The organism is Vibrio sp. R12-SG2-ISO1, assembly GCF_059834045.1.
This window is the reverse complement of sequence record NZ_JCBDGO010000026.1, coordinates 44,125-68,996: the sequence shown is the minus strand read 5'-3', so window position 1 is coordinate 68,996 and position 24,872 is coordinate 44,125. Positions and strand designations below refer to the sequence as shown.

The 24,872-nt window shown below is 50.3% G+C and carries 29 protein-coding genes; 21 read left to right on the top strand and 8 right to left on the bottom strand.

The features are described 5' to 3' along the window. Positions 1 to 11 precede the first annotated feature (11 nt). A complete protein-coding gene (gene cyaY / locus AC6R10_RS17550) occupies positions 12 to 326 on the bottom strand; it encodes an iron donor protein CyaY (protein WP_334555618.1) in 315 nt (104 codons plus the stop codon). Positions 327 to 401: 75 nt separating this feature from the next. Between cyaY and lptM the strand changes: the two genes are divergently transcribed. From lptM to yigB, 6 genes are all read left to right on the top strand, one after another. Beyond that, on the top strand, positions 402 to 518 hold the full coding sequence (gene lptM / locus AC6R10_RS17545) for an LPS translocon maturation chaperone LptM (RefSeq protein ID WP_420378243.1): 117 nt from the start codon (positions 402 to 404) through the stop codon (positions 516 to 518). A 67-nt stretch (positions 519 to 585) separates the two neighbouring features. After that, positions 586 to 1,839, top strand: coding sequence for a diaminopimelate decarboxylase (gene lysA / locus AC6R10_RS17540; protein WP_487902823.1), 1,254 nt, complete (start codon positions 586 to 588; stop codon positions 1,837 to 1,839). A gap of 10 nt (positions 1,840 to 1,849) precedes the next feature. Continuing rightward, positions 1,850 to 2,680 (top strand): diaminopimelate epimerase, encoded by an 831-nt coding sequence (gene dapF, locus AC6R10_RS17535; RefSeq protein ID WP_334555615.1) that lies wholly within the window; start codon positions 1,850 to 1,852, stop codon positions 2,678 to 2,680. Positions 2,681 to 2,722: 42 nt separating this feature from the next. Then, positions 2,723 to 3,433 (top strand): DUF484 family protein, encoded by a 711-nt coding sequence (locus AC6R10_RS17530; protein WP_500673068.1) that lies wholly within the window; start codon positions 2,723 to 2,725, stop codon positions 3,431 to 3,433. Beyond that, positions 3,405 to 4,352 (top strand): tyrosine recombinase XerC, encoded by a 948-nt coding sequence (gene xerC, locus AC6R10_RS17525; protein WP_500628062.1) that lies wholly within the window; start codon positions 3,405 to 3,407, stop codon positions 4,350 to 4,352. The genes AC6R10_RS17530 and xerC overlap by 29 nt, the downstream gene beginning before the upstream one ends. Next, positions 4,349 to 5,068, top strand: coding sequence for a 5-amino-6-(5-phospho-D-ribitylamino)uracil phosphatase YigB (gene yigB / locus AC6R10_RS17520; protein ID WP_500673067.1), 720 nt, complete (start codon positions 4,349 to 4,351; stop codon positions 5,066 to 5,068). Before xerC ends, yigB begins: the two co-directional genes overlap by 4 nt. A 60-nt stretch (positions 5,069 to 5,128) precedes the next feature. Here the strand turns inward: yigB and AC6R10_RS17515 are convergent, their stop codons facing one another. Both AC6R10_RS17515 and AC6R10_RS17510 read right to left on the bottom strand, forming a co-directional pair. Beyond that, positions 5,129 to 5,728, bottom strand: coding sequence for a tRNA-uridine aminocarboxypropyltransferase (locus AC6R10_RS17515; protein WP_500673066.1), 600 nt, complete (start codon positions 5,726 to 5,728; stop codon positions 5,129 to 5,131). Next, complete coding sequence (locus tag AC6R10_RS17510; RefSeq protein ID WP_500673065.1) at positions 5,725 to 7,278, bottom strand: COG3650 family protein; 1,554 nt, start codon at positions 7,276 to 7,278, stop codon at positions 5,725 to 5,727. The genes AC6R10_RS17515 and AC6R10_RS17510 overlap by 4 nt, the downstream gene beginning before the upstream one ends. A 38-nt stretch (positions 7,279 to 7,316) precedes the next feature. Between AC6R10_RS17510 and AC6R10_RS17505 the strand changes: the two genes are divergently transcribed. After that, positions 7,317 to 7,790 carry an EVE domain-containing protein gene (locus AC6R10_RS17505; RefSeq protein ID WP_334555609.1) on the top strand — a complete coding sequence of 158 codons (474 nt, stop codon included), beginning with the start codon at positions 7,317 to 7,319 and terminating at the stop codon, positions 7,788 to 7,790. On the opposite strand, the gene AC6R10_RS17500 is transcribed toward AC6R10_RS17505, so the two are convergent. Then, positions 7,787 to 8,614, bottom strand: a complete 828-nt coding sequence (locus tag AC6R10_RS17500; protein ID WP_500673064.1) for a Cof-type HAD-IIB family hydrolase — start codon at positions 8,612 to 8,614, stop codon at positions 7,787 to 7,789. The genes AC6R10_RS17505 and AC6R10_RS17500 overlap by 4 nt on opposite strands. 182 nt (positions 8,615 to 8,796) lie before the next feature. Then, complete coding sequence (locus AC6R10_RS17495) at positions 8,797 to 9,807, bottom strand: alpha/beta fold hydrolase (protein ID WP_500637041.1); 1,011 nt, start codon at positions 9,805 to 9,807, stop codon at positions 8,797 to 8,799. Between the two features lie 79 nt (positions 9,808 to 9,886). On the opposite strand from AC6R10_RS17495, the gene rhtB reads away from it, so the two are divergent. From rhtB to AC6R10_RS17460, 7 genes are all read left to right on the top strand, one after another. Beyond that, positions 9,887 to 10,504 (top strand): homoserine/homoserine lactone efflux protein, encoded by a 618-nt coding sequence (rhtB, locus tag AC6R10_RS17490; RefSeq protein ID WP_500673063.1) that lies wholly within the window; start codon positions 9,887 to 9,889, stop codon positions 10,502 to 10,504. A 23-nt stretch (positions 10,505 to 10,527) separates the two neighbouring features. Further along, complete coding sequence (locus AC6R10_RS17485; protein ID WP_500673062.1) at positions 10,528 to 11,754, top strand: EAL and HDOD domain-containing protein; 1,227 nt, start codon at positions 10,528 to 10,530, stop codon at positions 11,752 to 11,754. A gap of 150 nt (positions 11,755 to 11,904) precedes the next feature. Next, positions 11,905 to 12,246 carry a metalloregulator ArsR/SmtB family transcription factor gene (locus AC6R10_RS17480; RefSeq protein ID WP_487902831.1) on the top strand — a complete coding sequence of 114 codons (342 nt, stop codon included), beginning with the start codon at positions 11,905 to 11,907 and terminating at the stop codon, positions 12,244 to 12,246. Between the two features lie 49 nt (positions 12,247 to 12,295). After that, positions 12,296 to 13,297, top strand: a complete 1,002-nt coding sequence (locus tag AC6R10_RS17475) for an ArsJ-associated glyceraldehyde-3-phosphate dehydrogenase (protein WP_500628068.1) — start codon at positions 12,296 to 12,298, stop codon at positions 13,295 to 13,297. 12 nt (positions 13,298 to 13,309) lie between these two features. Continuing rightward, positions 13,310 to 13,798, top strand: a complete 489-nt coding sequence (locus tag AC6R10_RS17470) for a cyclin-dependent kinase inhibitor 3 family protein (RefSeq protein WP_487902833.1) — start codon at positions 13,310 to 13,312, stop codon at positions 13,796 to 13,798. Positions 13,799 to 13,876: 78 nt separating this feature from the next. Continuing rightward, positions 13,877 to 15,097 (top strand): organoarsenical effux MFS transporter ArsJ, encoded by a 1,221-nt coding sequence (gene arsJ, locus AC6R10_RS17465; RefSeq protein ID WP_334555601.1) that lies wholly within the window; start codon positions 13,877 to 13,879, stop codon positions 15,095 to 15,097. A 99-nt stretch (positions 15,098 to 15,196) separates the two neighbouring features. Next, positions 15,197 to 16,210, top strand: a complete 1,014-nt coding sequence (locus AC6R10_RS17460; RefSeq protein WP_500673061.1) for an acyltransferase — start codon at positions 15,197 to 15,199, stop codon at positions 16,208 to 16,210. Here the strand turns inward: AC6R10_RS17460 and AC6R10_RS17455 are convergent. Beyond that, the gene (locus tag AC6R10_RS17455; protein WP_334555599.1) at positions 16,207 to 16,536 is read right to left on the bottom strand and encodes a DUF2500 domain-containing protein; all 330 of its coding nucleotides are present in this window, start codon (positions 16,534 to 16,536) and stop codon (positions 16,207 to 16,209) included. The genes AC6R10_RS17460 and AC6R10_RS17455 overlap by 4 nt on opposite strands. A 260-nt stretch (positions 16,537 to 16,796) precedes the next feature. On the opposite strand from AC6R10_RS17455, the gene AC6R10_RS17450 reads away from it, so the two are divergent. The 3 genes from AC6R10_RS17450 to AC6R10_RS17440 all read left to right on the top strand — a co-directional run bounded on the left by AC6R10_RS17450 (position 16,797) and on the right by AC6R10_RS17440 (position 19,405). After that, positions 16,797 to 17,165 (top strand): DUF4145 domain-containing protein, encoded by a 369-nt coding sequence (locus AC6R10_RS17450; RefSeq protein ID WP_487902836.1) that lies wholly within the window; start codon positions 16,797 to 16,799, stop codon positions 17,163 to 17,165. Between the two features lie 938 nt (positions 17,166 to 18,103). Further along, positions 18,104 to 18,727, top strand: a complete 624-nt coding sequence (locus AC6R10_RS17445; RefSeq protein ID WP_500628072.1) for a lysoplasmalogenase — start codon at positions 18,104 to 18,106, stop codon at positions 18,725 to 18,727. Between the two features lie 93 nt (positions 18,728 to 18,820). After that, positions 18,821 to 19,405 carry a YhgN family NAAT transporter gene (locus AC6R10_RS17440; protein WP_334555596.1) on the top strand — a complete coding sequence of 195 codons (585 nt, stop codon included), beginning with the start codon at positions 18,821 to 18,823 and terminating at the stop codon, positions 19,403 to 19,405. Between the two features lie 92 nt (positions 19,406 to 19,497). On the opposite strand, the gene AC6R10_RS17435 is transcribed toward AC6R10_RS17440, so the two are convergent. Both AC6R10_RS17435 and rsmD read right to left on the bottom strand, forming a co-directional pair. Next, positions 19,498 to 19,770, bottom strand: coding sequence for a DUF1145 domain-containing protein (locus AC6R10_RS17435; RefSeq protein WP_334555595.1), 273 nt, complete (start codon positions 19,768 to 19,770; stop codon positions 19,498 to 19,500). A 27-nt stretch (positions 19,771 to 19,797) separates the two neighbouring features. Beyond that, positions 19,798 to 20,403 carry a 16S rRNA (guanine(966)-N(2))-methyltransferase RsmD gene (rsmD, locus tag AC6R10_RS17430; RefSeq protein ID WP_487902837.1) on the bottom strand — a complete coding sequence of 202 codons (606 nt, stop codon included), beginning with the start codon at positions 20,401 to 20,403 and terminating at the stop codon, positions 19,798 to 19,800. A gap of 207 nt (positions 20,404 to 20,610) precedes the next feature. On the opposite strand from rsmD, the gene ftsY reads away from it, so the two are divergent. The 4 genes from ftsY to rpoH all read left to right on the top strand — a co-directional run bounded on the left by ftsY (position 20,611) and on the right by rpoH (position 24,486). Beyond that, entirely contained in the window at positions 20,611 to 21,798 is a 1,188-nt protein-coding gene (gene ftsY / locus AC6R10_RS17425; RefSeq protein WP_500673060.1) for a signal recognition particle-docking protein FtsY, read from the top strand. Positions 21,799 to 21,828: 30 nt separating this feature from the next. Next, a complete protein-coding gene (gene ftsE, locus AC6R10_RS17420) occupies positions 21,829 to 22,506 on the top strand; it encodes a cell division ATP-binding protein FtsE (protein WP_500637046.1) in 678 nt (225 codons plus the stop codon). Continuing rightward, positions 22,493 to 23,461 carry a permease-like cell division protein FtsX gene (gene ftsX / locus AC6R10_RS17415; RefSeq protein ID WP_500673059.1) on the top strand — a complete coding sequence of 323 codons (969 nt, stop codon included), beginning with the start codon at positions 22,493 to 22,495 and terminating at the stop codon, positions 23,459 to 23,461. Before ftsE ends, ftsX begins: the two co-directional genes overlap by 14 nt. A gap of 167 nt (positions 23,462 to 23,628) precedes the next feature. Further along, positions 23,629 to 24,486 (top strand): RNA polymerase sigma factor RpoH, encoded by an 858-nt coding sequence (gene rpoH, locus AC6R10_RS17410; protein WP_334555590.1) that lies wholly within the window; start codon positions 23,629 to 23,631, stop codon positions 24,484 to 24,486. Positions 24,487 to 24,872: the final 386 nt, after the last annotated feature.

The window sequence follows — 24,872 nt, the reverse complement described above, 5'->3', positions numbered from 1 at the left end:
TTCTGAATGGGTTAAACCCAGTCAATCTCTTCATTGGCGTGCTTTTCACACTCTTCTTTGACCATGGCGATCAACTCTTTGCCAGTTTTTGAGCAGATCCACTGCTGCTCGACCAAGGAGAAATGGAAACCACCGGATTTCGATGCGAGCCAGATTTCTTTCATCGGCTCTTGTCGGTTAATGATGATCTGGCTGCGATCGTCAAATTCCAGTGTCATCACGTTACCTGTGACCTCGTAGTCGATGTCCGCGCCTGAGTCATCAATCATTTCTTCAATGATTTGCATTTGAACATCCACCAACTGATGAAATTCAGTCTCGTTCATCCTATCTATCCTATTGCTTTTCTTGGTTGTGGTGCGATTATAGGGGGCATTGAACAAATAATCACGATAGAACCCATGAAAAAATCAATCCTTGCTCTGTTTCTTCTTTCAGTGTTAGGTCTGGCAGGATGTGGTCAGACGGGCGGTTTGTACATGCCAGAAGAGACGCAAACGAACGAGCAATCCTCCTAATCGCCACGCGTCCATCGCCATTAACGGTGTTCATCGCAATTAAAACGACTATTTAAGGGAAAGTACTTTGGATTACTTCAATTATCAGGACGATGGCCAGCTCTGGGCCGAAAACGTACCGCTTAGTGATGTGGCTGAGCAATTTGGTACGCCACTTTATGTCTACTCTCGAGCGACGTTAGAGCGCCATTGGAATGCCTTCGACAAATCGGTGGGTGAGCACCCTCATTTAGTGTGTTACGCCGTGAAAGCGAACTCCAACCTTGGGGTATTGAATACGTTGGCGCGTCTAGGATCGGGTTTTGATATTGTTTCTGGTGGAGAATTGGAGCGCGTGATTGCTGCCGGTGGCGATCCGAGCAAGGTGGTCTTTTCTGGTGTGGGCAAAACGGCACAAGAGATGAAACGCGCACTTGAGCTTGGCATTAAGTGTTTTAACGTTGAGTCTGAGCCGGAACTTGAGCGCTTGAACCAAGTCGCCGCAGAGATGGGGGTGAAAGCGCCTATTTCACTGCGCATTAACCCGGATGTGGATGCGAATACCCACCCTTACATTTCAACAGGTCTGCGTGACAACAAGTTTGGTATTGCATTTGAACGCGCCCCGGATGTCTACAAGTTTGCGCAAAGCTTGAGCAACTTGGAGATCAAAGGCATCGATTGTCACATTGGCTCACAGCTGACACACATCGACCCATTTATCGACGCGACCGATCGCCTGCTGGCATTGATCGATGACTTAAAAGCGCAAGGCATCAACATTGCGCACCTCGATGTCGGTGGTGGCTTAGGGGTCGTCTATCGTGATGAATTACCACCGCAGCCTTCAGAGTACGCCAAAGCGCTACTTGGTCGCTTGGACAATCATCAAGATTTGGAGCTGATTTTTGAGCCAGGTCGTGCGATTGCCGCGAACGCGGGTGTCTTGCTCACCAAGGTCGAGTTTTTGAAGCACACGGAGCACAAGAACTTTGCCATTATCGATGCGGCGATGAACGATTTGATGCGCCCTGCGCTATACCAAGCGTGGCAAAACATCGTTCCAGTGAAACCTCGCGAAGGGGAAGCGGTGACCTACGATTTGGTCGGACCTATCTGTGAAACCGGTGATTTCTTAGGTAAAGATCGCGCCTTGGTGCTGAAAGAGAACGACCTGCTTGCGGTGCGTTCTGCCGGTGCATATGGCTTTGTGATGTCATCCAACTACAACACTCGCGCTCGTGTGGCGGAAGTGATGGTTGATGGTGATAAGCTGCATTTGGTTCGCCAGCGTGAAGAGCTGTCCAGTTTGTGGGCGCTAGAAAATATTCTTCCGGAGTAATGAAAGGGTTATGCATTTTCACTTTTCCAAGATGCACGGTTTAGGCAACGACTTTATGGTCGTTGACTGTATTACCCAAAACATCTTTTTCTCACCGGATCTGATCCGCCGTTTGGCGGATCGACATACTGGCGTGGGCTTTGACCAACTGTTGGTGGTCGAAGCGCCGTACGATCCAGAAACCGATTTTCACTACCGAATTTTCAATGCCGATGGCAGTGAGGTTGAGCAGTGCGGTAACGGCGCTCGTTGCTTTGCGCGTTTTGTCCGCATGAAAGGTTTGACCAACAAGTACAGCATCAGTGTCAGCACCAAGAAAGGTAAGATGGTCCTCAATATTGAAGAGGACGATCAAGTGACGGTCAACATGGGCGTGCCAGAGTTTGAGCCGAGCAAGATCCCTTTTAAAGCCAAGCAAACCGAGAAAACGTACATCTTACGCGCCGCAGATAAAACGCTATTTTGTGGAGCGGTGAGCATGGGTAACCCTCATGTTGTGACGGTTGTCGATGACGTTCAAACCGCAGATGTGGATAATCTAGGCCCGCTGCTGGAGTCGCACGAGCGCTTTCCTGAACGCGTGAACGCTGGCTTTATGCAAGTGGTTAATCGCCAAGCGATCAACCTACGTGTGTACGAGCGTGGCGCTGGGGAAACGCAGGCGTGCGGCAGTGGCGCATGTGGCGCGGTGGCCGTCGGTATCGTCCAAGGCTTATTGGATGAGAATGTCAAAGTCTCTCTGCCCGGTGGCGAGCTCAACATTCGCTGGAAGGGGCCAGGCAAACCGCTTTACATGACAGGCCCAGCCACACATGTGTTTGACGGCCAGCTGAGCTGCTAGCTCAATCCACACCTCGATAGATAACAAGTAAAGGGATGAATTGTGTCTCAAATTGAAGCGGACGCACTGACCGCGGAAGTGGTTGCCGAGTACCTCAGTGACAACCCGGATTTTTTCGCCCAGCGTCAAGCGCTGGTGGACAGATTGGCTTTGCCTCACCAAGAGCAAGGCGCTGTCTCTCTCGTCCACGTTCAGCTGAACCGCCAACGTCAGCGTATTGAAGAGCTTGAAGAAGAGATCACGACATTGATGTCGCTGGCGAAAAATAACGATCGTACTTTCCATGAATTTATGGATCTGCAAGAGCATATTCTGCGCAGCGATAGCTTAAGCTCGGTGCTCAAATCGATCGAAGACATGGCGATATCTCTGGGCTTAGTGGCGTATATTCGTTTGGTGGGTGTGCAGGGCGGACAGGATAAGTATCGCCTGAGCAAAGAGAGCTATCAACGCTTTGCCACCAACCACCTGAATGGTAAGAGTGCCTATCTTGGCCGTATGCGTTCGTGCGATCGTGAACTTTTGTTTGGGCCGCATAGCCCAGCGCCGGAAATGGGATCTTACGTGGTGATGCCACTGAATAAGACCTCCCTCCAAGGTATCTTGGCCTTTTCCAGCTCCGACGGTGGCCATTTTCAGCCACACATGGATACTCTCTTTTTGCGCCATCTGGCGCTCGTCCTTTCTCACCTGATTGATACCCTGCCTTGGCAGGCGCAAGATAATGAGCGACGCTCCACCACCTCTGCCTAATGGTTTGCAGCAGCCCTTACTACGCTTCTACGATTATTTAAGAAGTGAAAAAGGGCTGAGTTTGCATACTCAACGCAACTACAAACAGCAACTGGAAACCATGGCTGCGCACCTAGCGAGTTTGGGTATAAAAAAGTGGACCCAAGTGGACGCGGGTTGGGTTAGACAGGTGGCCGGTAAAGCAATGCGTGAAGGAATGAAAGGAAGCAGTATTGCGACACGTCTTTCTTGTTTGCGTAGCTTTTTTGACTTTTTAGTGCTGAGAGGTGATCTTGCGGCGAATCCAGCCAAAGGCGTCTCTGCGCCGCGCAAACAGCGGCCACTGCCTAAGAACCTTGATGTCGATGAAGTGGGGCAGCTGCTTGAAGTCAATGAAGATGATCCGTTGGCGATACGCGATCGCGCCATGATGGAGCTGATGTATGGTGCTGGCTTACGTTTGGCTGAAATGATCGCCGTGAATGTCAAAGACGTGGGTCTTTCGGACGGTGAAATTCGTGTCGTCGGTAAGGGAGACAAAGAGCGAAAAGTGCCGTTTTCGGGCATGGCTGCCGATTGGGTGGCGAAATGGCTCAAAGTGCGCGGACATTTAGCGCATCCCGATGAACCTGGGTTATTTGTCTCTAAGCTGGGTGGTCGAATTTCTCATCGCAGCGTACAAAAACGCATGGCGGAGTGGGGGCAGAAGCAGGCCATTGCCAGTCATGTCAGTCCGCATAAATTGCGTCACTCGTTTGCGACGCATGTGCTGGAGTCGAGCAACAATTTGCGTGCCGTGCAGGAGCTCTTGGGACACGAAAACATTTCCACCACCCAAATCTATACGCACCTCGATTTTCAGCACTTGGCGCAGGTCTATGACCAAGCACACCCAAGAGCGCGAAAAAAGGGCAGGCCGAAAAAAGAGGAGGATGAGTGAAATTTTATCGCCATCTCAAACCCATCAAGGCGATGACGTTCGATCTTGATGACACCCTGTATGACAATTGGCCGATCATTCGTACCTTAGAAGCGCGTATGGTCGAGTGGCTACACCATCACCACCCCGCCAGCGCGACGGTGCCACTGAGCTGGTGGCAGAGCCACAAGCGACGCTTGGCCGAGCGCGATCCTTGGTTGCCTAATGATGTCACCAAGTGGCGCTTTCAACAGATAGAGAGTGGCTTGGTGAGACTAGGTTATGACGAGCAACAAGCGCACAGCGCTGCTTCGAGCGCGATTGAGGAAGTGCTGAGACTGCGCAGTGACTTTAGTGTGCCAGAAGAGACCCATCGTGTGTTAACTCGGCTAGCAGCGCAGATGCCGCTGGTGGCCATCACTAACGGTAACGTTGATGTCGAGCGAATCGGCTTATCGGCGTATTTCACCCTGACGCTCAAAGCGGGGCCGGATGGCTACGCAAAACCGCATGGCGAAATGTTTCGCAAAGCGGCGCAGCATTTGGCGCTGGATGCCGGTAGCATTCTTCATGTCGGCGATCATCTCAATAGCGATGTGCAAGGGGCAAAAGCCAGTGGTTTTCAAGCGTGCTGGTTTAATGATACCGCTATCAGCCCAAGACAGGCTCGACATGCGCGGGTGCTGCCTGATGTAGAAATTAACCAATTGTCGGATTTGCTGTTACTGACCGATTAGTGTCACCGTTGTTTCAGTGCTCAAGTGCTCAAGTGCTCAAGTGCTCAAGTGCTCAAGTGCTCAAGTGCGCAATGCATGGCCACTTTTATCCGCTTGAAAGGCCGCTAAGTAGTAGCTGAAAAACTCTCTCATGCGCGTTGCCTCTTGGGGGGCGCCTAACGCGTGCACGATCTCAGCGCCCACCTCATAGGTGCACAGGTGCCCCTTCGCTTGATTGCGTCGCAAGTCGTAGAGAGAAGCGGCTTGAGGCGAGAGCTGCACACAAGGCAGTGAAGCGAGCCACGCACTCTTATTGAGCATTTTGCGCGCTTCTTGCCACGTGCCATCCAACACAATAAACAGCGGCGTTGCACCGTGCGTATCAGCGTCGGCGCTCGCTTGCTGAGGCGTTAGGCTTTGCTCACCTGGGTAAAGCAAAAACGGCCGATAGCGTGGGTTTTGCATCAGCGTTAGCAAGGTGTCGCAAGGCGAGGTTCGTTGCCACGTATGCACGCTACACGTTGACAGAGTGTGACTGAGCAGCCCTCCGGTATTGGTATCGCGCTGCTGCTCGTTTGGGTGCGTCAGCAGGGCGATGTGGGCGTTCAATTCAACGTGTGGTTGACGAGCGCACACACATTGATGTCGCAGTTTACATCGCGGGCAAGGGGCACTACTCATTTTAGTATTAGCCCTTCTTGATGCGGCGTGACCCCATCGGAGAAAAGCTGCACTGGGCTGAGCTCATCGTAATTGGCGACAGGCTCAACGCTGGGGTTAAGCGGGTAGCTGATGCCATTGTGACGCAACACGTGTTGATTGGGCACGGCACCGCCGCCACTGACGAACATCACCAAATCTTGCCATTGACCATGGGCTTGAGTGCCGAGGTTAAATGGGGTTTGCACTAAGGTGATTTTACTGTTGAATCGCCACGCTTGTTGGTGCTGTTCAAAAATCAGCAGTGTACAGCCGCCAGAGCCACACCAGTCGAGTTGTGCCAGAAGTTCCGGTTGACCATCACCATTGAGATCATAGGTCAACCAGCGGTATTTCGTCCCGTTTGGGGCGGTATTGTGCATGGCGAAATAGTCGCGAAGTGCTTTATCGACCTGTGCATCAAACTGAGCTGAAGAAGGAATGTCATCGCCTTGCGGTAGGCGGGTGAGGCTAGAGGCCGTCGCAGCGGACTGCGTGCCCGTTTGCGTCAAGGCCACCTTGGCTTTGTATAACGTTAGCCCGCCATCATTAATCGCATAAATCACGTTGCCAACACGCTCTTTCTTCGCATTCAACTGATGACCATCACGAGTAAAGATACGTTCTGAGAGTAACGGTTGCTGCTGAAGATGAGTCATCACCACTTGCACCTGATCAGGATTAATCTGCTGCCAAAAGCCGTGTTCCACCGAATCGCCGTCGCCATTGTTATAGGCGTAGGTCGTCATGGCGGTATGGTCAGGGCTGAGTGCCATGGTCACGGTGAAGTGCTGTGCTTTGGTCGAGGCCGCGTGATAGTCATCGACCCAGTGTTGGGTGTTGTCTTGGTTAGCAAGCGTGGCGCAGCCTTGATACTGCTTATCACCGATCGTTAGGGTGGAGGTCCAACCATACAGGCTGTCACTCATGCCATCGACGCAACTGCGTTGATTGAGTTCGAGTGAGCCTTCTTGCCAACTGTAACGGCGACGGGTTTGTTCAAGACGCTTGCGCTCGACGGTGAAGGATTGCGCTTCAAAACCCATACGCTGAAAGACCAATTGGTCTGACTCAAAATGGGCAGACCAAGACGGCTCATTACCAAACGCCCGGGTCGGTTTTAGCGCTTGTTGACAGCGTTTAGGATTTTCAGCGCTAAGAAGGTTAATACTCTCAACCACAAACTTGGCGGCGTAATTGGCCGCAAACCCTTGTTGCCCTGTGGGCTCTAGGTGACCGACGATTTCACCATACAAAGGGCTGTAGGGTGAGCGCACCAGTTTCATGCCTTGAGCAAATCGGTCATTGGAGAGATCCAGCCAGTACTGCTGATTGCTGCCGCAAGGGGTGAGGCTGCGCACCTCGTGGCCGAGCACCACTTCACCGCGTAGCATGAAGGTTTGGGTAGGTGTGGGCGTTTCGCTATCGAGCGTCACATGCGCAGGTTGTACACTGCTGGGTGATGGCTGAGAACTGCACGCTTGTAACAACAATATGATGGACAGAGCGACTGGGTTTCGAAGCGCCTTCATGCTATATCTTCCTTAGCGTAAACGTAATGGATTTTATTATGGCATATTGGTTATTTAAAACTGAACCAGACACCTTCTCTATTGACACTCTTCGTACACAAAAGGTGTCGTGTTGGGAAGGTGTTCGCAATTATCAAGCGCGAAATATGATGCGTGATGAGGTGAAGCTGGGCGATTTGGTGATGATTTACCACAGCTCGTGCAAGAAAGTCGGCGTCGCGGGGATTGCGAAGGTCGTCAAAGAGGCGTACCCCGATCACTTTGCCCATGACCCACAAAGCGCCTATTTTGATGCGAAATCGAGCCCAGACAACCCGCGCTGGTTTATGGTCGATATTGAATTTGTGCGTAAAACCGATCGCTTAATTTCGCTTGCGACGATGAAAGCCATGCCTGAGCTGGAAGCGATGCCCCTGGTGAAAAAGGGCAATCGCTTGTCGATCATGCCGGTCACGGAATCTCAATGGCAGGCTATTTTAGCCCGAGAGTCTCGGGCTGACGGGAGCGCTTAAAACAGGTGGTCGTGCAAGTAATGCGCGACGGCATCGTCTGCGTTGCTGCCGATCACTTTGTTATTGGGCAGCGCGTTTTTCACTTTCTGGTGAGAGGTCGCCATGACCAATCCCTTGCCTGCCATCGAGAGCATTTCCACGTCGTTCATGCCATCACCGAAGGCGATGCAGTTGTCGAGTGTCAGGTTAAGCGACTCGGCCACGACTTTCAGCGCTTCGCCTTTTGACACGTCTGCTGCCATCACTTCCAGACACCAAGGGGTGGAGAAAGCAATACTTAAGCTATCGCCAAATTTGGCGCGAAGTTGGGTTTCAAATTCCACCAAACGGTCATGATCTTTGTCTGGGTGGGTACAAAAAATCTTGGCAATACCCTCGGTTGGCGCGGCATTGGCGCTAAAACGTTGATAACCAAAGCCGGATTCACTGTGGAATTTGGCCAACTCTTCGTCATCGCGATCAAGCAACCACTCTTCATTGCGGTACATGTGGATAAAGAGGTTGGGATCTTGCTTGATCACATCGATCACGGCTTGCACCTGATCACTGGGAATATTTTTGCTGTACATCAACTGATCATGCTGATCGTGAACACGCGCGCCATTTGAGGTGATCATGTACGCTGGGATGCCAGCAATTTCACGAATGCCCGCGACATCAACATGGTGGCGTCCAGTGGCGAAGATAAAGGTGTAACCTTTGGCGTGTAGGTCCTTCAATGTTTGTTTGGAGAACGCGCTCAGCTGGTGGTTGGGTGCCAGTAGCGTGCCATCGAGATCAGAAGCGACAATGCGAAAAGGCGTGTCGGTACGTGTGTCGGTCATATCACCCTCTTAATGATTGGTTGCCGTGTGCCATATAGGAGGGCCAACATGTTGTTGGCCAATGGGCAAGAGTGCTTATTCTACGTCATGCATGGCAAGAAAAAGAGGGTAATTTTCTCTGTTGCCCTTTTCCTGTTTTCACACTGCCCATTGACCTGTTTCTGAGAGAGTGCATTGCGAGCTTACACGCTGCCATGTTGGTCAAAGAAGGCCAAAATCTCATCTAGGGTGCGGTTGCGGTATTCATCGCGTTCAAACAGCAGTTCATGGCGCGCTCCGTCAATGGTCACCAGTTTGCTGCGAGGGTTGGTTTTGATGAGTTTACGAGCGAGCTGAGTTTGCGCGTCGTTGGCGACAATCTGATCGTCGCCCGCCTGCAAAATCAGCAGCGGAGTTTTCAGGTGGCGGGTCATCAACAAACACTGTTTGCACGCCATTAGACTCTGCCAGACCCAGCGGGTGCTGGCGCCGCCAATTCTCAGTTGTGGCATCTCATCGTAGAGATTACGAAACCACTGGTAGCGCGCCTCACTTTGGCTGAGAAAGTTGCCCTCAAACGGTTTGGGATAATACGCCACTTGGCCGGGGGCAAATCTAGGAGTGGGGTAGACGGCGGTGAGGAACTGGCCAATCATGGGCGCGAAAGGCTTGAGGTAGGGCGCAATATTGACGCCAAACATCGGCGCGCTCAGCGCGGCGGCGTGGAAAAAGGCCTCTTTGTTCTCAATACCTTGGGTCTGTAAGTAACGTGTCACCACATTGCCACCCATTGAGTGGCCGAGAATAAAGCGCTCGTTATAACGCTCTAAGTTAAAGTGCGTCACCATGCTATCTAAATCAAGGACGTAGTCGTCAAACTCCTGCACGAAGCCCATCTCAGTGTCATCGATTAACCGGTCTGATAACCCCTGCCCGCGGTGATCGTAAGAGTAAACATCAAAGCCTTGCTGATAGAGATCGTAAAACAGCTCTTGGTATTTGATTGCGCACTCAATGCGACCATTCACCACCACCACGGCTTTGTTGTGATGCTCTGACGTCAATGCGGCCCAATAGAGCTTCTTTTTATCGCGCATGGCCAAGTAGCCTTCTTGGCGGCTCTGCCATAATTGCGCAATATCGGCATGGATCGCTTGCTCAAAATTTGTCTCTTGAGTATAACGAGGTCTGATGGGTGAAGGAGAAGGATTCATGGTATGGAGACCTATTGCTGCACCAAAGTAGAAACGCAATTATGTTGGGCAAACGCACGTTAGTCGAGAGGAAAACAAAATGGATATGCACTTATGGTTGGCTTATGTGCTGACGGCGATTGTGTTTAGCTTAGCCCCTGGCTCAGGCACAGTGAACTCGATCAGTAATGGTCTTAGCTATGGCACGCGTAAGTCACTTGCGGCCATTGCGGGCTTGCAGCTTGGCCTCGCCATTCATATCACCTTAGTCGGGGCGGGCATTGGTGCGATTGTCGCTCAGTCTGCTCTGGCGTTTAGCATCATCAAATGGGTTGGTGTGGTATATCTGGTGTGGCTAGGCATTCAAAAATGGCGTGATAAATCAACGCTTGCCACTGCCGAGGTCAGCGCGGCACTGACCAGTGGTCAGCTGCTTCGCAATGCCACTTTAATTAATCTCACCAATCCTAAATCTATCGTGTTTTTGGTCGCTTTGTTTCCTCAGTTTATCGATCCTAAGGGCGATCAGCTGACTCAGCTGTTGGTTTTGGGGGCGACGACAGTGGCGATCGATTCTGTCGTGATGCTGGGATACACCAGTTTGGCAGCTCAAATGGGAAAATTTATTCGTTCCGGTCATGTTATGAGTAAAATCAATAAGCTATTTGGTTCCATGTTTGTCGGTTGTGGGGCATTATTGGCCACTGCCAAAGCATAATGGACACCCGTTAGGTCGTAGTCATGCGTGACACGTATGTGGCCCGCCAGCCAATTTTTAACGTTAAAAGACAAACCGTCGGTTACGAGTTGTTGTTTCGTGATGGAGAAAACAACGCGTATCCGGCGCACATTAACTCCAATCGAGCGACTTATCGCTTGATTGTGGAGAACTTCCTCTCGCTCGGCACCAACCCGTCGCTTGCGAAGTCGCGCTGCTTTATCAATTTCCCTTACCAGAGTCTCATCCGCCGTTTGCCCGAATCGCTGCCCAAAGAGCAGATTGTGGTCGAAGTGCTGGAAACCTGCGAGCCAACCGATGAGCTGTTTGATGCCATTAAAGATCTTAGCCGCCAAGGGTATGTGATCGCACTGGATGATTTTGTTTATACCCCGCAGTGGAAACGCTTTTTGCCGTATGTGCAGATCATCAAGTTGGATGTGTTGGCATTGGGTTTGGAGGCGGCGTGTCAAATCGTCAAAGAACAAAAAAATCGTGGTATTAAACGGCAATATTTAGCAGAAAAAGTAGAGACAGAGGCGGAATACGTCGCCGCGCGCTCGGCAGGTTTTAGCTTGTTTCAAGGCTACTTTTTCAGTAAGCCGATTCTCTCCCGGCAGAAATACGTCACACCGGAACACTTGATTGCAATGGAGCTGCTCAAAGAGGTGTGCCAGCCTCGTGTTGATTTTGACAAGGTCGAAGCGATCGTCGCGAAAGACATCGCGTTGTCTTATCAATTGCTGCGGTTCGTCAATACCATGTCGGAGCGGCTGTCGGTCACCATCTCTTCATTTCGCCAAGCCTTGGTTTACCTCGGTGAGGATAAGCTGCGTGTCTTTGTCTCGTTGGCGGTGGCGTCATACATCTCGACCAACAAACCCGCAGAGCTGTATAACTTGTCGTTGCAGCGCGCGCAATTCTGCTTACTGATGTCGTATGACAACCCGTTCCAGCCTTATCGCGATCAAGCCTTCTTAATTGGTTTATTCTCAGTTTTGGATGCGCTGCTGGACTTACCGCTTGAGGATCTGGTGAGTCAGTTGCCACTCAATCGGGCGATTAAATTGGCCCTATTGGAGCGCCAAGGCCCTTACGGCGACTTATTGCAGCTCGAAGAGTGCTACGAACGCTGCGATTGGCACGGTATGCAGCAAGTGTGTAAAAAACTCAACCTCAGCGTGGATGACGTCATGCCGCGTATCAACGAAGCGCAGCGCTGGAGCCAAGACGTTAACCGTCTAGTGTAAAGCGCCTAATGTCAGGCGCCTAGTGCCAGGCGCGTCCATTGACAGCGCGCGACCTTGTTTGAAACTTTTATGACATCGCCACTCTCCCTCTTGATCTTCCTCTCCTGATAGATAAATATATTCGCATATCCATATATGAGAATGTAGACAATGTTACCTCACCAATTCTTCAAGTTGTTGTCGGACGAGACTCGCGTTCGTTGCTTAATGCTGATCGTGCGCGAAGAGTGTTTGTGTGTCGGTGAGTTAACCGAGGCGCTGCAAGAGAGCCAACCGAAAATTTCTCGTCATCTTGCGTTGCTACGCTCAAACGGCATTTTGGTCGATGTACGTCAGGGCCAGTGGGTCTTTTATCGACTGGCCGCCGATTTGCCGGGATGGATGAACAAATTGATCGATGATCTGGTGGCTTCAAACTGCTTAAAGACGCAGTACCAACAAGATCAGCAAAGGTTACACGCGATTCAGGCTCGCCCTGTGTGCTGTGTGTAGCGGTCTAAATGAATGATGAAACAGATTGCCAATTGAGAGAGAGTGCAACATGACAATTAAAGTAGGGATTAACGGATTTGGTCGTATCGGCCGTTTGGCGCTGCGCGCTGCGTTTGATTGGGATGAGTTAGAATTTGTTCAAATCAACGATGTGGCGGGCGATACTGCGACGTTAGCGCACTTGCTAGAGTTCGACTCCGTGCAAGGCCGTTGGCACCATGAAGTGGGCGTTGAGGGCGATAGCATGATCATCAAGGGTCAGCGTATCAAGACCACTCAATCGCGCGACATCGATGCCGTTGATTGGTCAGGATGTGATGTCGTGATTGAATCAACGGGCGTGCATCGCAAAACGTCATTTTTGAACCAATACCTTGCGCAAGGCGTGAAGCGTGTTGTGGTCTCTGCGCCTGTCAAAGAAGAGGGTGTGGCGAACATCGTGGTGGGCGTGAACGATCATATTTTCGACCCTGAGGTCCATCAAATAGTGACGGCAGCGTCATGTACCACCAACTGTATTGCCCCAGTGGTGAAAGTCATTCATGAAAAACTGGGTATTGAGCAATCTTCGTTCACGACCATTCATGATTTGACCAACACGCAAACCATTTTGGATGCGCCGCATAAAGATTTACGCCGCGCGCGCGCGTGTGGGATGAGCCTAATCCCAACCACTACCGGATCGGCGAAAGCGATCGTCGAAATCTTCCCAGAGTTAGAAGGCAAGATTAACGGTCACGCCGTACGTGTGCCACTGGCCAACGCCTCGCTCACCGACATTATTTTCGATGTCAGCCGAGAGACCACCGCTGAAGAAGTGAATGCGCTACTTAAAGAAGCGTCACAAGGCGAATTACAAGGCATTTTGGGCTTTGAAGAGCGTCCACTGGTGTCAATCGACTACAAGGGTGACCAACGCTCAACCATCGTAGATGCACTCTCGACTATGGTCGTTGGTGGCCGCATGGTCAAAATCTACGCTTGGTATGACAATGAAATGGGTTACGCCACTCGCACTGCTGAGTTGGTACGCAAAGTCGGTTTGGCATAAGGAGGATTGATCATGACACACCCAACATGGCAACTGGATTTAGAACAAGGTGCGTTGGTGCTGACGCCGTGTCCAGGTACAAAAGACGCAGACCTTGATGCCTCGCTTGAACAGCTCAAAGCACAAGGTGTTGAAGCGATCGTCACTGCGCTCGACGATGCGGAATTAGCCAGTAAAGATGTCGCGGCGTTGGGCGAAAAAACCCAAGCGCTCGGTATGCAGTGGTTTCAAATTGAAATAGAAGACGACTGCGCCCCTGGCAGTGAATTTGCGGCTAAGTGGCAACTCGCCAGCCCAACGCTGCACCGTATTGTCGATAATGGCGGCAAAGTAGCGATGCACTGCATGGGCGGTTCGGGTCGTACCGGTCTATTCGCTGCCCATCTGTTGCTGGAAAAAAACTGGCCACTAGAGACCATCATTAAAGAAGTGCAGGCGCTGCGCCCGGGCGCATTCACTAAGCCTGTGCAAGTGGATTACATTCAATCCGTAGCTGGCTAACAGTCGCTGGCTAACAACCGAAGAGCGCTTTTGGACTATGGCAACTCAAAAGCGCTCAAGCATCGCGATAGGTGAATTATGTTCGCTAACCTGAGCAAAAGCGTCCGCCAATACATGTTGGTCACGTTTAATTACTGGAATTTCACCATCACCGATGGCGCACTGCGTATGTTGGTGGTGCTTTACTTTCATGATCTGGGCTACAGCACGCTCGAAATTGCCTCATTATTCTTGTTTTACGAGTTCTTTGGCGTTGTCACCAACTTGGTCGGCGGCTGGCTCGGTGCGCGTTTGGGCCTCAACAAGACCATGAATCTAGGGCTGGCGCTGCAAATCGGCGCGTTATTAATGTTGGCAGTGCCGAACGTTTGGCTGACCATCCCTTGGGTGATGGCGGCGCAGGCGTTATCGGGTATTGCTAAAGATCTGAACAAGATGAGCGCGAAAAGTTCGATCAAAACGTTAGTGCCGGATGAGCAGCAAGGTGCGCTGTATAAATGGGTCGCGATTTTAACCGGCTCCAAAAATGCCCTTAAAGGGGCGGGCTTTTTTATCGGTGGTTTACTGCTTTCGCTGGTGGGCTTTAAGTCTGCAGTATTGCTGATGGCAGGCGTGCTGACCTTGGTCTTTATTGGTAGTGTGCTGAGCTTAGACAGTGGTATGGGCAAAGCCAAAAACAAACCCAAGTTTACGCAGATTTTCTCTAAATCTGAGTCCATCAACATCCTCTCGGCAGCGCGCCTATTCTTGTTTGGCGCTCGTGATGTGTGGTTTGTGGTCGCCTTACCTATCTACCTAGGTTCTGTTTTTGGTTGGCAGCATTTGTGGGTGGGGGGATTTCTCGCTGCCTGGACCATCGCTTACGGCATAGTGCAAGGCTTGGCGCCGAAGATCACCGGCAAAGCTCAGGGCCGCGTGCCTGATGGTCATGCGGCGTTAGTCTGGGCGGGAGCATTAGCCGTCGTGACGGCGGCTATCGCCTATGCCGTCCAGATCGGTTGGCAACCGGAATGGGTGATTGTTGGTGGCTTAATGGTGTTTGGCGCGATATTCGCGGTCAACTCGTCACTGCACTCTTACCTGATTGTCAGTTATGCCAAGGGCGATGGTGTTTCACTGGATGTGGGCTTCTACTATATGGCCAATGCGATGGGGCGTTTGATCGGCACCATTCTTTCTGGCTGGGTATTTCAGGTGGCGGGCTTGGCGGCCTGCTTGTGGGTGTCGTTTGCGTTTTTGGCTCTAACGACGCTGATCTCATTGAAATTACCAAAAGTGAAACAGCCTGCCATTGCTTAATCGCTTGGTAGGAGTCTTCACAAAGCGCTGACGAAGTTTTCCCTTTTGTCAGCGCTTTTCTTGTTATAGTCGAGAGATCCCAGACAAGAGATCCATCCTATGCGCCAACGAGTCCTCTTTTTTGATTTGCTTCGCTGTGTTGCGGCTGTCGCTGTGATTGCCATTCATGTGCTCGCTCCTTACCGGCACGAATTGGGCGTTATCCCTTTTGAGCAATGGTGGACAGCGGTGACAGTCAACGGCGTGACGCGCTGGGCCGTTCCTGTGTTCATTTTGATCAGTGGCGCCTTGATGCTGAGCGATACTCGCCCGTTTGATTTGCGCTATTACGTTCAGCGCCGTTTGGGTAAGGTGCTGATTCCGTTTGTCGTATGGTCGATTTTTTATGCCTATCTTTCAGGGTGGAGCGCGCAAGGTTTTGATGCGCAGACGGTCAAAGCGGTCTTGCTAGGTAGCGCCCAGCATGAAACTTACTATCACCTTGGCTTCTTCTATTACTTTATTCCGCTCTATTTTGTCATTCCTGTTTTTCAGTATGTGGTGAAGCAGTATGGCGATGGCGCGTTGTGGGCGTATGTCGCCATCTGGCTGCTTACCACGACCTTATATCTATTTCGAATTGATGGGCCATGGAGCCACGAGCTTTGGCTCTATAGTGGGTACTTACCTCTTGGCTACTTGCTCTATCAAAGAGTACCGCTCAACCGAACCTTGTTAGGGGTGAGCATGCTGCTTGGTGGTGTGGCCTTGTGGGTGACGGTGCACATGGTGGTGACGTACAGTGTTGCGTCGGGCGAATACACGGTCGGTCGCTGGCTCTCCTATAAAACCCTCAATGTGGTGTTGGCTGCCAGTATGGTGTTCATGCTGTGTCGAGGGCTGGGAGAACGCTTATCACCGCAGGTGGCAAAAGGGGTAGGCGTGGTGAGCAAGCACAGTTTGGGGATCTACTTGTTGCATCCTATTTTTTTGTGGCCAATGAAAGAGTACGGTTGGTATCAAGGCCATCCTGCCTGGGTGATCCCATTGTGGATATTGCTTAGCGGCGCGGGCGCACTGCTCATGAGTCATTGCCTTTCTCTATCGAGTAAAACGCGCTGGCTACTCCCCTAACGCTGGCGTGCGAAGTGAAGAAAGGTGTCGCCCTGATAGGTCAGGGTGCCTTTGTCCCCTGGGTTTAGTGCGTGGTAGTAGTGGACGCCGACTTGAAATTCTCGCTTAGGCCCAAGCCGACCTTTTTGCACATAAATCCAGTATTCCAAATCATCTTCGCCGGGGGCGGCATGCTCAACCGGCACACTCTGTTTATCGAGTATCGTGACCTGCGCGCTCTGCTCCTGCGAGCCTTCGCCTTGCATGTGTTGGCGATAAAAGCGAACAAACAGTGCGCCGCTGATCAGCACAAACAGCACAATCGCGACAAATAGAGTAATAGGCATACTACGGGCTCCTCAGAAGTACCGCGTTAGTGTAATCCGCTTCAGGCGGGGATGTCAGATCCAGCCCACATATCTTAGTGACGTTTCAGTGGATTTCTCACATTTCTCGAGCGATATCACAGGCGGTGATGCCGTGTCCGTTCATGTTAGTTACTTGTTGATTCCTTTACACAAATTTACTCGAAACTGTGAAAAATTTGCCAAAACTGGATAGCGCATTGATTGAATTCTCCCTAAACTAACGGAGACGGAGGGAAATTATGTCTGATATTGAGAGTGTCATTACGAGAACTCGTAAAATCGAGAAGCTCCTTCGGACACAATATCACGCAGAGGGGAAAGGCTTGCATCAGCTTGTTACAAGTTGCGAAGAGCGTTTACCTCATGATGTGATTGGCAAGCTGCGTTATATCGCGACGATTCGGAACAAAGTGGTACACGAATACGATTACCAGCTTGAAGACCCAGCGAGTTTTCTCAACACGTGTGATGAGTGTGAAAAAGAACTGATCCCGCGAAGCAGTCGGTTTATTTGGCGAACGGCGATTGTGCTGATGACCATGGCGACCTTAGCGGCGCTGTTCTTCTATTATGCACATTGGGATGTTTTAACTAAGCACCTTGGTTAAAAGGCCATTAATCGATGTTTTGTGATTTGCGGATAAACAGCGCAGGTGTCGATAAGGTCGCCATAGATAGGTGGTAAAACAGGCAAAAACAAAAAAGGGACGCTACGGCGTCCCTTTTTTGTTTTTTACAATTCAGACTAGTACAACATCGGCAGTGTCATTAGGCCAACAACAACCGCGATCATTACAAGTCCTTGTTTTTGTGAAGAAGTAATCATAACACTGCTCCTTAATAGTGATGCTTAACTCTATGCCTTTTAGAATAGCAATAGTTTTGGGGGTTTATCAAGCTATTTCATCCCTATAGAGAAAAATCGCCGTTAATTTTCTGTTAAAACTGCTGATTTTTGCCTGTTTTTATCCGTTGAATGTTTGTTTTTTGTGTTGGTTTTTATTTGTTCTCGTGTGTGACTTTTTATTTTAACTTGTTGTATTTTAATCCTTTTATTCTTGTGTATTTGTTCTGTTTTTCTGGTTTTTGTGTTTTATGGGGCTTATTTTTGGCTGGTGGAATTATTTTGGTTAAAGTCGTAGTTTTGTCGTTATGATTATCATTTTTTGTCGTGAATGAGAGGGTGAAGGGTGGCAGCGCACAGTCTAGAAAAGAGATAATTTGTAAAGACGGTTTTTTGTATTCCAAGATTTTCGTTTAAGTTATTAATATAGTTGGATTTATTTCTGTTTTTCTTCTCTGTTCTCTTGGTTTTTGCTTGGAAATGATCGTTTCATTGTTACATCACTCAATAGGGGCTGAGTTCGTCTATTTTTCAGATTGTTCCTACAAGCTGGCGTTTGGCATTGCTTGGTTGCGTTAAGCTTGAGCGCCTTGCAGAGAAAATCGTTGAGAAGCCTAATCAAGATCGAAGTTTTGATGGCGCGATCTGGACATCCGCTATCCCCCGCCTACACTGGCACCTCAGTTTAAAAGAGGTGAACACATGTGGAGCTGGCTGTCGGTCGCATTATCGAGCTTTATTAGTATCTCTGCCGATGAAAGCAATAACCCTAGACAAGCGGCATTGTTTAAAACAATGTCGTTGTTGATGTTGGTCGTCTTATTATGGAGTGATGGCGGCGCTACGCCAGTCATTGCTGGATGGATTACGTTGGGCCTTCTGGTTTCCGTCGCGGCAGATAGTCTCTATTTGCTCGGCCGGTGGCCAAAGTGGTGTTTTGCTGCGTTTATTGCCGCCCAACTTTGCTATAGCACATCATTTTGGTTACAGCTCTCGGGAGAGATGGTGTGGTGGTTACCGGCCATGCTGCTTGCTATCGGGATTGTTTCCTTCTTCCTTTTGTTACCGAAATTGGACCAACTGATTTTCCCGGTTGTTGTCATGGGCAGCGTGTTATTGCAGCTCAACTGGGCGGCGGGTGAAGTGTGGTTGTCTCAGCACTCGCTCTCCTCAGCGCTGGGTTTTGTTGGGACGCTCGTGCTGACGGTCTCCGCGGCGCTGCTTGCCCTGCATGATTATCGTCATCCAGTGAAAGGGGGGCGTTACCTGATTTCGGGCAGTTATATTTTGGCTCACTCTCTGATTACTGCGGCGATGATCCTCTAGCGTCAACGGGCTGTAACATTGAGGTTACCGCTTTACTGCCAATTTGATCGCGACATTGTTATACTTCGCCGACTTTTTATTTGGAGGTGAGTCATGGACATTTTATCTGCCGCGACCATGCTGTTTTTGATCATGGATCCGCTGGGCAATTTGCCGATTGTATTGTCGATTCTTAAGCACTTAGAGCCGAAACGTCGTCGTCGCGTCCTGATTCGTGAATTGCTGTTCGCGTTAGCGATTTTGCTGCTGTTCCTGTTTGCCGGTAAGGGCATCATGAACTTCCTTCACGTGCAGCCAGAAACCTTGAGTATCTCCGGCGGTATTATCCTCTTTATCATCGCAATCAAGATGATCTTCCCTAGTGCGGGTAGCATTACTGGCTTGGCGGCAGGGGAAGAGCCGTTTATTGTTCCGATGGCCATCCCTATGATTGCTGGCCCATCGGTGATCGCGGCGATTTTGCTGCTCTCTAGCCAACACCCTGACAAACTGCTGCAACTGTCGGGAGCGGTGATGCTCGCTTGGGGCGCGACCTTCTTTATCTTGATGTTCTATAACTTCTTCCACCGAATTTTGGGTGAGCGCGGTTTGAAAGCCGTTGAACGCCTGATGGGGCTGTTGCTGATCATGATTTCAACTCAGATGTTCTTAGATGGTGTTAAAGGCTATCTGGGGTAACTCGCGCAACATTAAGACGACTTCGCTGTAACGACACACGCCGCCCATTGGGCGGCGTGTGTCGTTAAAGAAGATGATATCTGAAAACGCTATCAGGAGTTTTGCATGTATTTTTGACGAATATGCAGTAAGGCAAACACGCCAAAAAAGAGAAAAGACCACTTCTCCCAAGCGCTGAGGTTGTAGGGCTTAGCGAACGCGCGAATAAAAATCGCAGATTGGATCCCGTGCATGATCAGCATAAAGGCAAACATCGCGTACAGGGCATAAGCGGTGTTGCCTGGGAAGGGGGCGATGAGGTTCCACACCAGCACCAACCACACTAGGCTAAATAGGGCTTTTCCGGCCAGAATAAATAGCGGCATCGATCTCGTCCTTTTGTTCTCTGCTTGTTAGTTCTCGGTGTGCTGTCGCTCATACAGACGGTAACACACTTGACCGGCCACCTTTTCGCGGTGCAGGTGCCAATGAGCTGGAATGCAATCGAGCACCAACTCCTTCTCTGTTTCAATATAGATCATCGCATCGTCGGCCAACCAACCGTTTTGTTCAAGCAGGGTCACCACTTCATTCAACAAACCTTGGCGAAACGGCGGATCGATGAAGACAACATGGTGCGGTGTGCCGGGTTGGCGAAGGTACGCCAAGCTGTCGCCGTTGTGCACTTTGAGAGTGTCAGCCTTTAGCGCTTCAGCGTTCGCTTTCAGCTGCTTGAAAGCGGTAGGGTTGAGTTCAATCAGTGTCACCTCATCCGCCTGACGAGAAGCCGCCTCAAACCCTAAGCTGCCAGAGCCTGCGAACAGATCCAGACATTTGGCTCTTGGCACGTCGCGCGCGATCCAGTTAAACAAGGTTTCCTTGACGCGATCGGTGGTGGGGCGCAACCCTTGGGCATCGTGGACAGGCAGCTTTCGCCCGCGCCAAATACCGCCAATGATACGAACAAAGCCTGTGGATGGCTTATTTTGTGATGTGTTTTGCTGGCGACGTCTTACCATAGATTTTTTGACCGCTAATAAAGTGATACTATATCCAGTCGCTCAAGCAATGAGCGCGGTAATATAGCCCAATTTTCAGTAAGGACAGAGTGTAACGCATCATCTGAATGCAGGGAAAGCGTCACTCGGTCGTTAGCGTGCATTTATACAGGGTATGCAGCCTGTAATGCACGCGAAGTTAATAGTTACTATCTAGGAATGCTCCAGATGTCGGAAAAAAAGAAGCGCGGTTTACTCTCTTGGTTAGGTTTTGGTGACGAAGAGCAGACACAAGCCGAGAGCCGTGAATCAGCACAACAACAAGAAGCGCAGCCTGTCGAGTCGCCCGCCCAAGAGACACAACCTGATGCCGAGGTGTCGCCAGAGCCTCGTGAGTCAGCCAATGAGCCAGTCAGTGAGGCAGATGTCGCCCCTGAGGTTGACGTTACACCTGAGGTGGTGGCCCCTCGTGTGGTTGAACAAGAGAAACCGACCGAGAGCTTTTTCGCACGTTTAAAGCGTAGCCTTGCACGCACCAAAGCCAACATCGGTGCGGGCTTTTTTGGTTTGTTCAAAGGTAAGCAGATTGATGACGAGCTATTTGAAGAGCTTGAAGAGCAGCTCTTGATTGCTGATGTCGGCATGGATACCACAGTCAAAATCATTGATTCATTGACAGAAAAAGCCACTCGTCAGCAATTAAAAGATGGCGAAGCGTTGTACGATCTGCTGAAAGACGAAATGGCGGATATCTTGGCCAAAGTCGAGCAGCCATTGGTGGTGGACAGCAGTAAAACGCCGTACGTGATTTTGATGGTCGGCGTGAATGGCGTTGGTAAAACCACGACGATCGGCAAATTGGCCAAGCAGTTCCAAGCACAAGGCAAGAGTGTCATGCTGGCCGCTGGGGATACCTTCCGTGCTGCAGCCGTTGAGCAGCTGCAAGTATGGGGGGAGCGCAATAGCGTGCCCGTGGTCGCGCAGCACACCGGCGCAGACAGCGCCTCGGTCATCTATGATGCGATTGAATCTGCCAAAGCGAAAGGCGTGGATGTCGTCATTGCCGACACCGCAGGTCGCTTGCAAAACAAAGCCAACTTGATGGAAGAGCTGCGCAAAATTGTGCGTGTCATGAAGAAAATCGATGATTCAGCGCCGCATGAAATTATGCTCACCCTAGATGCCGGTACTGGGCAAAACGCGATCAGCCAAGCCAAGCTATTTAGCGATGTGGCGCCATTAACCGGCATCACGCTGACTAAGTTGGATGGCACGGCCAAAGGTGGCGTTATTTTTGCGCTTGCGGATCAGTTCCAAATCCCGATTCGTTACATCGGTGTCGGGGAAGGCATTGACGATTTGCGCCCATTTGAAACACAAGAATTTATCAACGCACTGTTTAGCCGCGAAGATTAAGCTGACTGAGACCTGTGAGAGGACGTTCGGGTGATAAAATTTCAGCAAGTGAGTAAGGCGTACCGAGGCGGTCGTCAAGCGCTGCAAAAAGTAGACTTTCATTTGCGCCGAGGGGAGATGGCCTTTTTAGGTGGCCACTCCGGTGCAGGGAAAAGCACACTGTTAAAATTGATTTGTGCCATTGAACGTCCAACGGATGGAAAAATCAGTTTCAATGAGCATGACATCACTCGAATTCCAAGCAAAGACATTCCATTTTTACGCCGCAACATTGGCATTGTGTTTCAAGATCATCGTTTATTGATGGATCGCAGTGTCTTCGACAATGTGGCCTTGCCGATGCGTATTGAATCCATCTCGGAAAACGAAATTAAGCGCCGCGTCTCGGCGGCCTTAGACAAAACGGGATTACTGGATAAAGCCAAGTGCCTGCCGAGTCAACTCTCTGGTGGTGAGCAGCAGCGCGTCGGGATTGCTCGAGCCGTGGTCAATCGTCCGACGTTATTACTGGCGGATGAGCCGACCGGCAACCTCGACCCTGATCTCTCCAACCGAGTGGTGCGACTTTTTGAAGAGTTCAATCGTGCAGGCGTCACCATATTGCTTGCCACTCACGACGTCGGGCTGGTCAACACTCGGCCGCAATATCGCCATTTGGAACTGAATCAAGGTTTTTTGAGTGAGGTCGAAGATTATGGCCGCGAATAAGCGAGTGAAGACAAAGCAAGGCCGCGCGAGCCAGAATCGAGTCCAGCGTGATGGCTTTTTGTCGGTGCACTTTAAGCAGGCGCGGTTAGCGTTTGCGGCGCTCTGGTTTCGACCACTGGCCAACTTTTTGACCCTAGCGGTGATCTCCATGGCGCTTACCATGCCCTCCGCGCTCTATTTGCTCGGTAAAAACATTGCCGCAGCCTCTAGTGACGTGACCAGCCCTTCGCAAGTGAGTGCTTACATTAAGCAGCAGACGCCAGAGCCGAAGGTGATGGTGCTGAAAGATCAGTTAGAGAGCCGAACTGAAGTCGCCAAAGTCGATTACATCTCGCCGCAGCAAGGCCTAGAAGACTTTAGCCAGTACTCTGGCTTTGAACAGGCGATCTCATTGCTCGATAACTACGCGCTGCCGGGCGTGCTTATTATTACCCCAAGCAGTGACGACCAAGCGATGATCAAACGCCTTGCGGCTGAGGTTGCAGAGCAAGAAGACATCGCCGATGTGCGTTTGGACGAAGATTGGCTGACAAAGCTCGATGCGATTAAGACACTGGTCACCGGGATCATCATTACGCTGTCTGTACTGATGCTCTGCTCCGTGTTTTTGATTGTTGGTAACACGCTGCGTTTCAATGTGTTGGCAAATAAAGAAGAGATCCAAACCATGAAGTTGATTGGTGCGACAGACAGCTTTATTTTGCGTCCTTATCTCTACTCGGGGATGTGGTTTGGTTTACTCGGCGCATTGAGCGCATGGATCCTGACGGCCATCATTACCATCGTCCTTAATCACAGCGTAGAGCAATTAGCGCTGCTCTATGACAGCCGTTTTCGTCTTATCGGGCTCAGTTGGGATGAGTCGCTTTTACTGATCATGCTTGGCATCTTTCTAGGCTGCTTGGCGGCGAAAGTGTCGGCGCGGCGCCACTTAAAAGAAATTGAACCTGTTTAACAGGGCGTGGTCATAATAATGAAAAAAGTATACGGTAGCGTATACTTTCTATTGTGCCTGAGCGTGCTTTATGCATAATGGCAAATCCCAGCTTGAAACTTGTTCATTTTGAGTTCAAGATTGTTGGGTTAAATTACACTCCAGATCAGAGATTGATGAGGATTTGAATGACTAACCAAGCGTATCCAATGGCGGTAGTAACTCAAGATAGCTTAGACAGCTACATCCGCTCCGTAAACAGCTACCCAATGCTGACCGCGGACGAAGAGCGTGAACTTGCCGAACGACTACACTATGACGGTGAAATTGAAGCCGCTAAAGGATTGATCCTTTCGCACCTTCGTTTCGTTGTGCATGTGGCTCGTGGTTATTCTGGTTACGGCCTACCTATGGCCGACTTAGTTCAAGAAGGCAACATCGGTTTGATGAAAGCGGTCAAACGCTTCAATCCCGAAGTCGGTGTACGTCTTGTCTCGTTCGCCGTGCACTGGATCAAAGCGGAGATCCATGAATACGTACTTCGCAACTGGCGTATCGTCAAGATCGCCACGACCAAAGCGCAGCGCAAACTCTTTTTCAACCTGCGTAAGTCGAAGAAACGCTTAGGCTGGTTCAACAACGGCGAGGTGGAAACCGTCGCAAGAGAGTTGGGTGTTGAGCCTTCAGAAGTGCGTGAGATGGAATCTCGTCTCGCTGCGCAAGACGCGACATTTGAGTTGTCTAGTGATGACGATGACACCGGTACATCTTACTCGGCTCCGATGCTTTACCTTGAAGATAAAGCCTCTGACGTTGCAGAAAATATCGAAGCGGCCAACTGGGAAGCTCATACCAACAATCGCTTGAGCCTAGCGCTTTCAAGTCTTGATGAGCGTAGCCAACATATCGTTCGCTCTCGCTGGTTAGATGACAACAAAGCGACGTTGCAAGAGTTAGCTGATACCTACAGCGTATCTGCTGAGCGTATTCGCCAGCTTGAGAAAAACGCGATGAAGAAGCTCAAAGCCGCAGTCGGCGAGTTTTAATCCGCTAACGCAAAGCGCGAAACACAAACATGAAGAAGCCGAGGTCTTGTGACCTCGGCTTTTTGTTTGGATCGTATAAAGCATTTTATATTAACCAGTTGGCGATCATTTCAACGCTCGCCCCTGTGTATAACTCTGTGGGGAATTTCTTTGCTAGATGTCAGAAAGCAGGGTGAATAAAGGCTTAATGGCGGGTTTTTCTATGGGGATATGTTTTGAATCACTCACAGAATAGTTATGATCATCACTACATATTGTGGATCTTTTTTAATTCAAACACTTTATCAACGCAATCCACAACTTTATCCACAGATGATGTCATTTTGATCGCTGGTGGATAACCTTATTAACCGACAGTACTTGTCCTCCGTTGGATAGGTTACAAT

Excerpts from the sequence above, each read along its gene's own strand:
- cyaY (WP_334555618.1), bottom strand. The coding sequence starts at position 326 with ATGAACGAGACTGAATTTCATCAGTTGGTGGATGTTCAAATGCAAATC.
- lptM (WP_420378243.1), top strand. The coding sequence starts at position 402 with ATGAAAAAATCAATCCTTGCTCTGTTTCTTCTTTCAGTGTTAGGTCTG.
- dapF (WP_334555615.1), top strand. The coding sequence starts at position 1,850 with ATGCATTTTCACTTTTCCAAGATGCACGGTTTAGGCAACGACTTTATG.
- xerC (WP_500628062.1), top strand. The coding sequence starts at position 3,405 with ATGAGCGACGCTCCACCACCTCTGCCTAATGGTTTGCAGCAGCCCTTA.
- AC6R10_RS17515 (WP_500673066.1), bottom strand. The coding sequence starts at position 5,728 with ATGAGTAGTGCCCCTTGCCCGCGATGTAAACTGCGACATCAATGTGTG.
- AC6R10_RS17510 (WP_500673065.1), bottom strand. The coding sequence starts at position 7,278 with ATGAAGGCGCTTCGAAACCCAGTCGCTCTGTCCATCATATTGTTGTTA.
- AC6R10_RS17505 (WP_334555609.1), top strand. The coding sequence starts at position 7,317 with ATGGCATATTGGTTATTTAAAACTGAACCAGACACCTTCTCTATTGAC.
- AC6R10_RS17500 (WP_500673064.1), bottom strand. The coding sequence starts at position 8,614 with ATGACCGACACACGTACCGACACGCCTTTTCGCATTGTCGCTTCTGAT.
- AC6R10_RS17495 (WP_500637041.1), bottom strand. The coding sequence starts at position 9,807 with ATGAATCCTTCTCCTTCACCCATCAGACCTCGTTATACTCAAGAGACA.
- rhtB (WP_500673063.1), top strand. The coding sequence starts at position 9,887 with ATGGATATGCACTTATGGTTGGCTTATGTGCTGACGGCGATTGTGTTT.
- AC6R10_RS17485 (WP_500673062.1), top strand. The coding sequence starts at position 10,528 with ATGCGTGACACGTATGTGGCCCGCCAGCCAATTTTTAACGTTAAAAGA.
- AC6R10_RS17480 (WP_487902831.1), top strand. The coding sequence starts at position 11,905 with ATGTTACCTCACCAATTCTTCAAGTTGTTGTCGGACGAGACTCGCGTT.
- AC6R10_RS17475 (WP_500628068.1), top strand. The coding sequence starts at position 12,296 with ATGACAATTAAAGTAGGGATTAACGGATTTGGTCGTATCGGCCGTTTG.
- AC6R10_RS17470 (WP_487902833.1), top strand. The coding sequence starts at position 13,310 with ATGACACACCCAACATGGCAACTGGATTTAGAACAAGGTGCGTTGGTG.
- arsJ (WP_334555601.1), top strand. The coding sequence starts at position 13,877 with ATGTTCGCTAACCTGAGCAAAAGCGTCCGCCAATACATGTTGGTCACG.
- AC6R10_RS17460 (WP_500673061.1), top strand. The coding sequence starts at position 15,197 with ATGCGCCAACGAGTCCTCTTTTTTGATTTGCTTCGCTGTGTTGCGGCT.
- AC6R10_RS17455 (WP_334555599.1), bottom strand. The coding sequence starts at position 16,536 with ATGCCTATTACTCTATTTGTCGCGATTGTGCTGTTTGTGCTGATCAGC.
- AC6R10_RS17450 (WP_487902836.1), top strand. The coding sequence starts at position 16,797 with ATGTCTGATATTGAGAGTGTCATTACGAGAACTCGTAAAATCGAGAAG.
- AC6R10_RS17445 (WP_500628072.1), top strand. The coding sequence starts at position 18,104 with ATGTGGAGCTGGCTGTCGGTCGCATTATCGAGCTTTATTAGTATCTCT.
- AC6R10_RS17440 (WP_334555596.1), top strand. The coding sequence starts at position 18,821 with ATGGACATTTTATCTGCCGCGACCATGCTGTTTTTGATCATGGATCCG.
- AC6R10_RS17435 (WP_334555595.1), bottom strand. The coding sequence starts at position 19,770 with ATGCCGCTATTTATTCTGGCCGGAAAAGCCCTATTTAGCCTAGTGTGG.
- rsmD (WP_487902837.1), bottom strand. The coding sequence starts at position 20,403 with ATGGTAAGACGTCGCCAGCAAAACACATCACAAAATAAGCCATCCACA.
- ftsY (WP_500673060.1), top strand. The coding sequence starts at position 20,611 with ATGTCGGAAAAAAAGAAGCGCGGTTTACTCTCTTGGTTAGGTTTTGGT.
- ftsX (WP_500673059.1), top strand. The coding sequence starts at position 22,493 with ATGGCCGCGAATAAGCGAGTGAAGACAAAGCAAGGCCGCGCGAGCCAG.
- rpoH (WP_334555590.1), top strand. The coding sequence starts at position 23,629 with ATGACTAACCAAGCGTATCCAATGGCGGTAGTAACTCAAGATAGCTTA.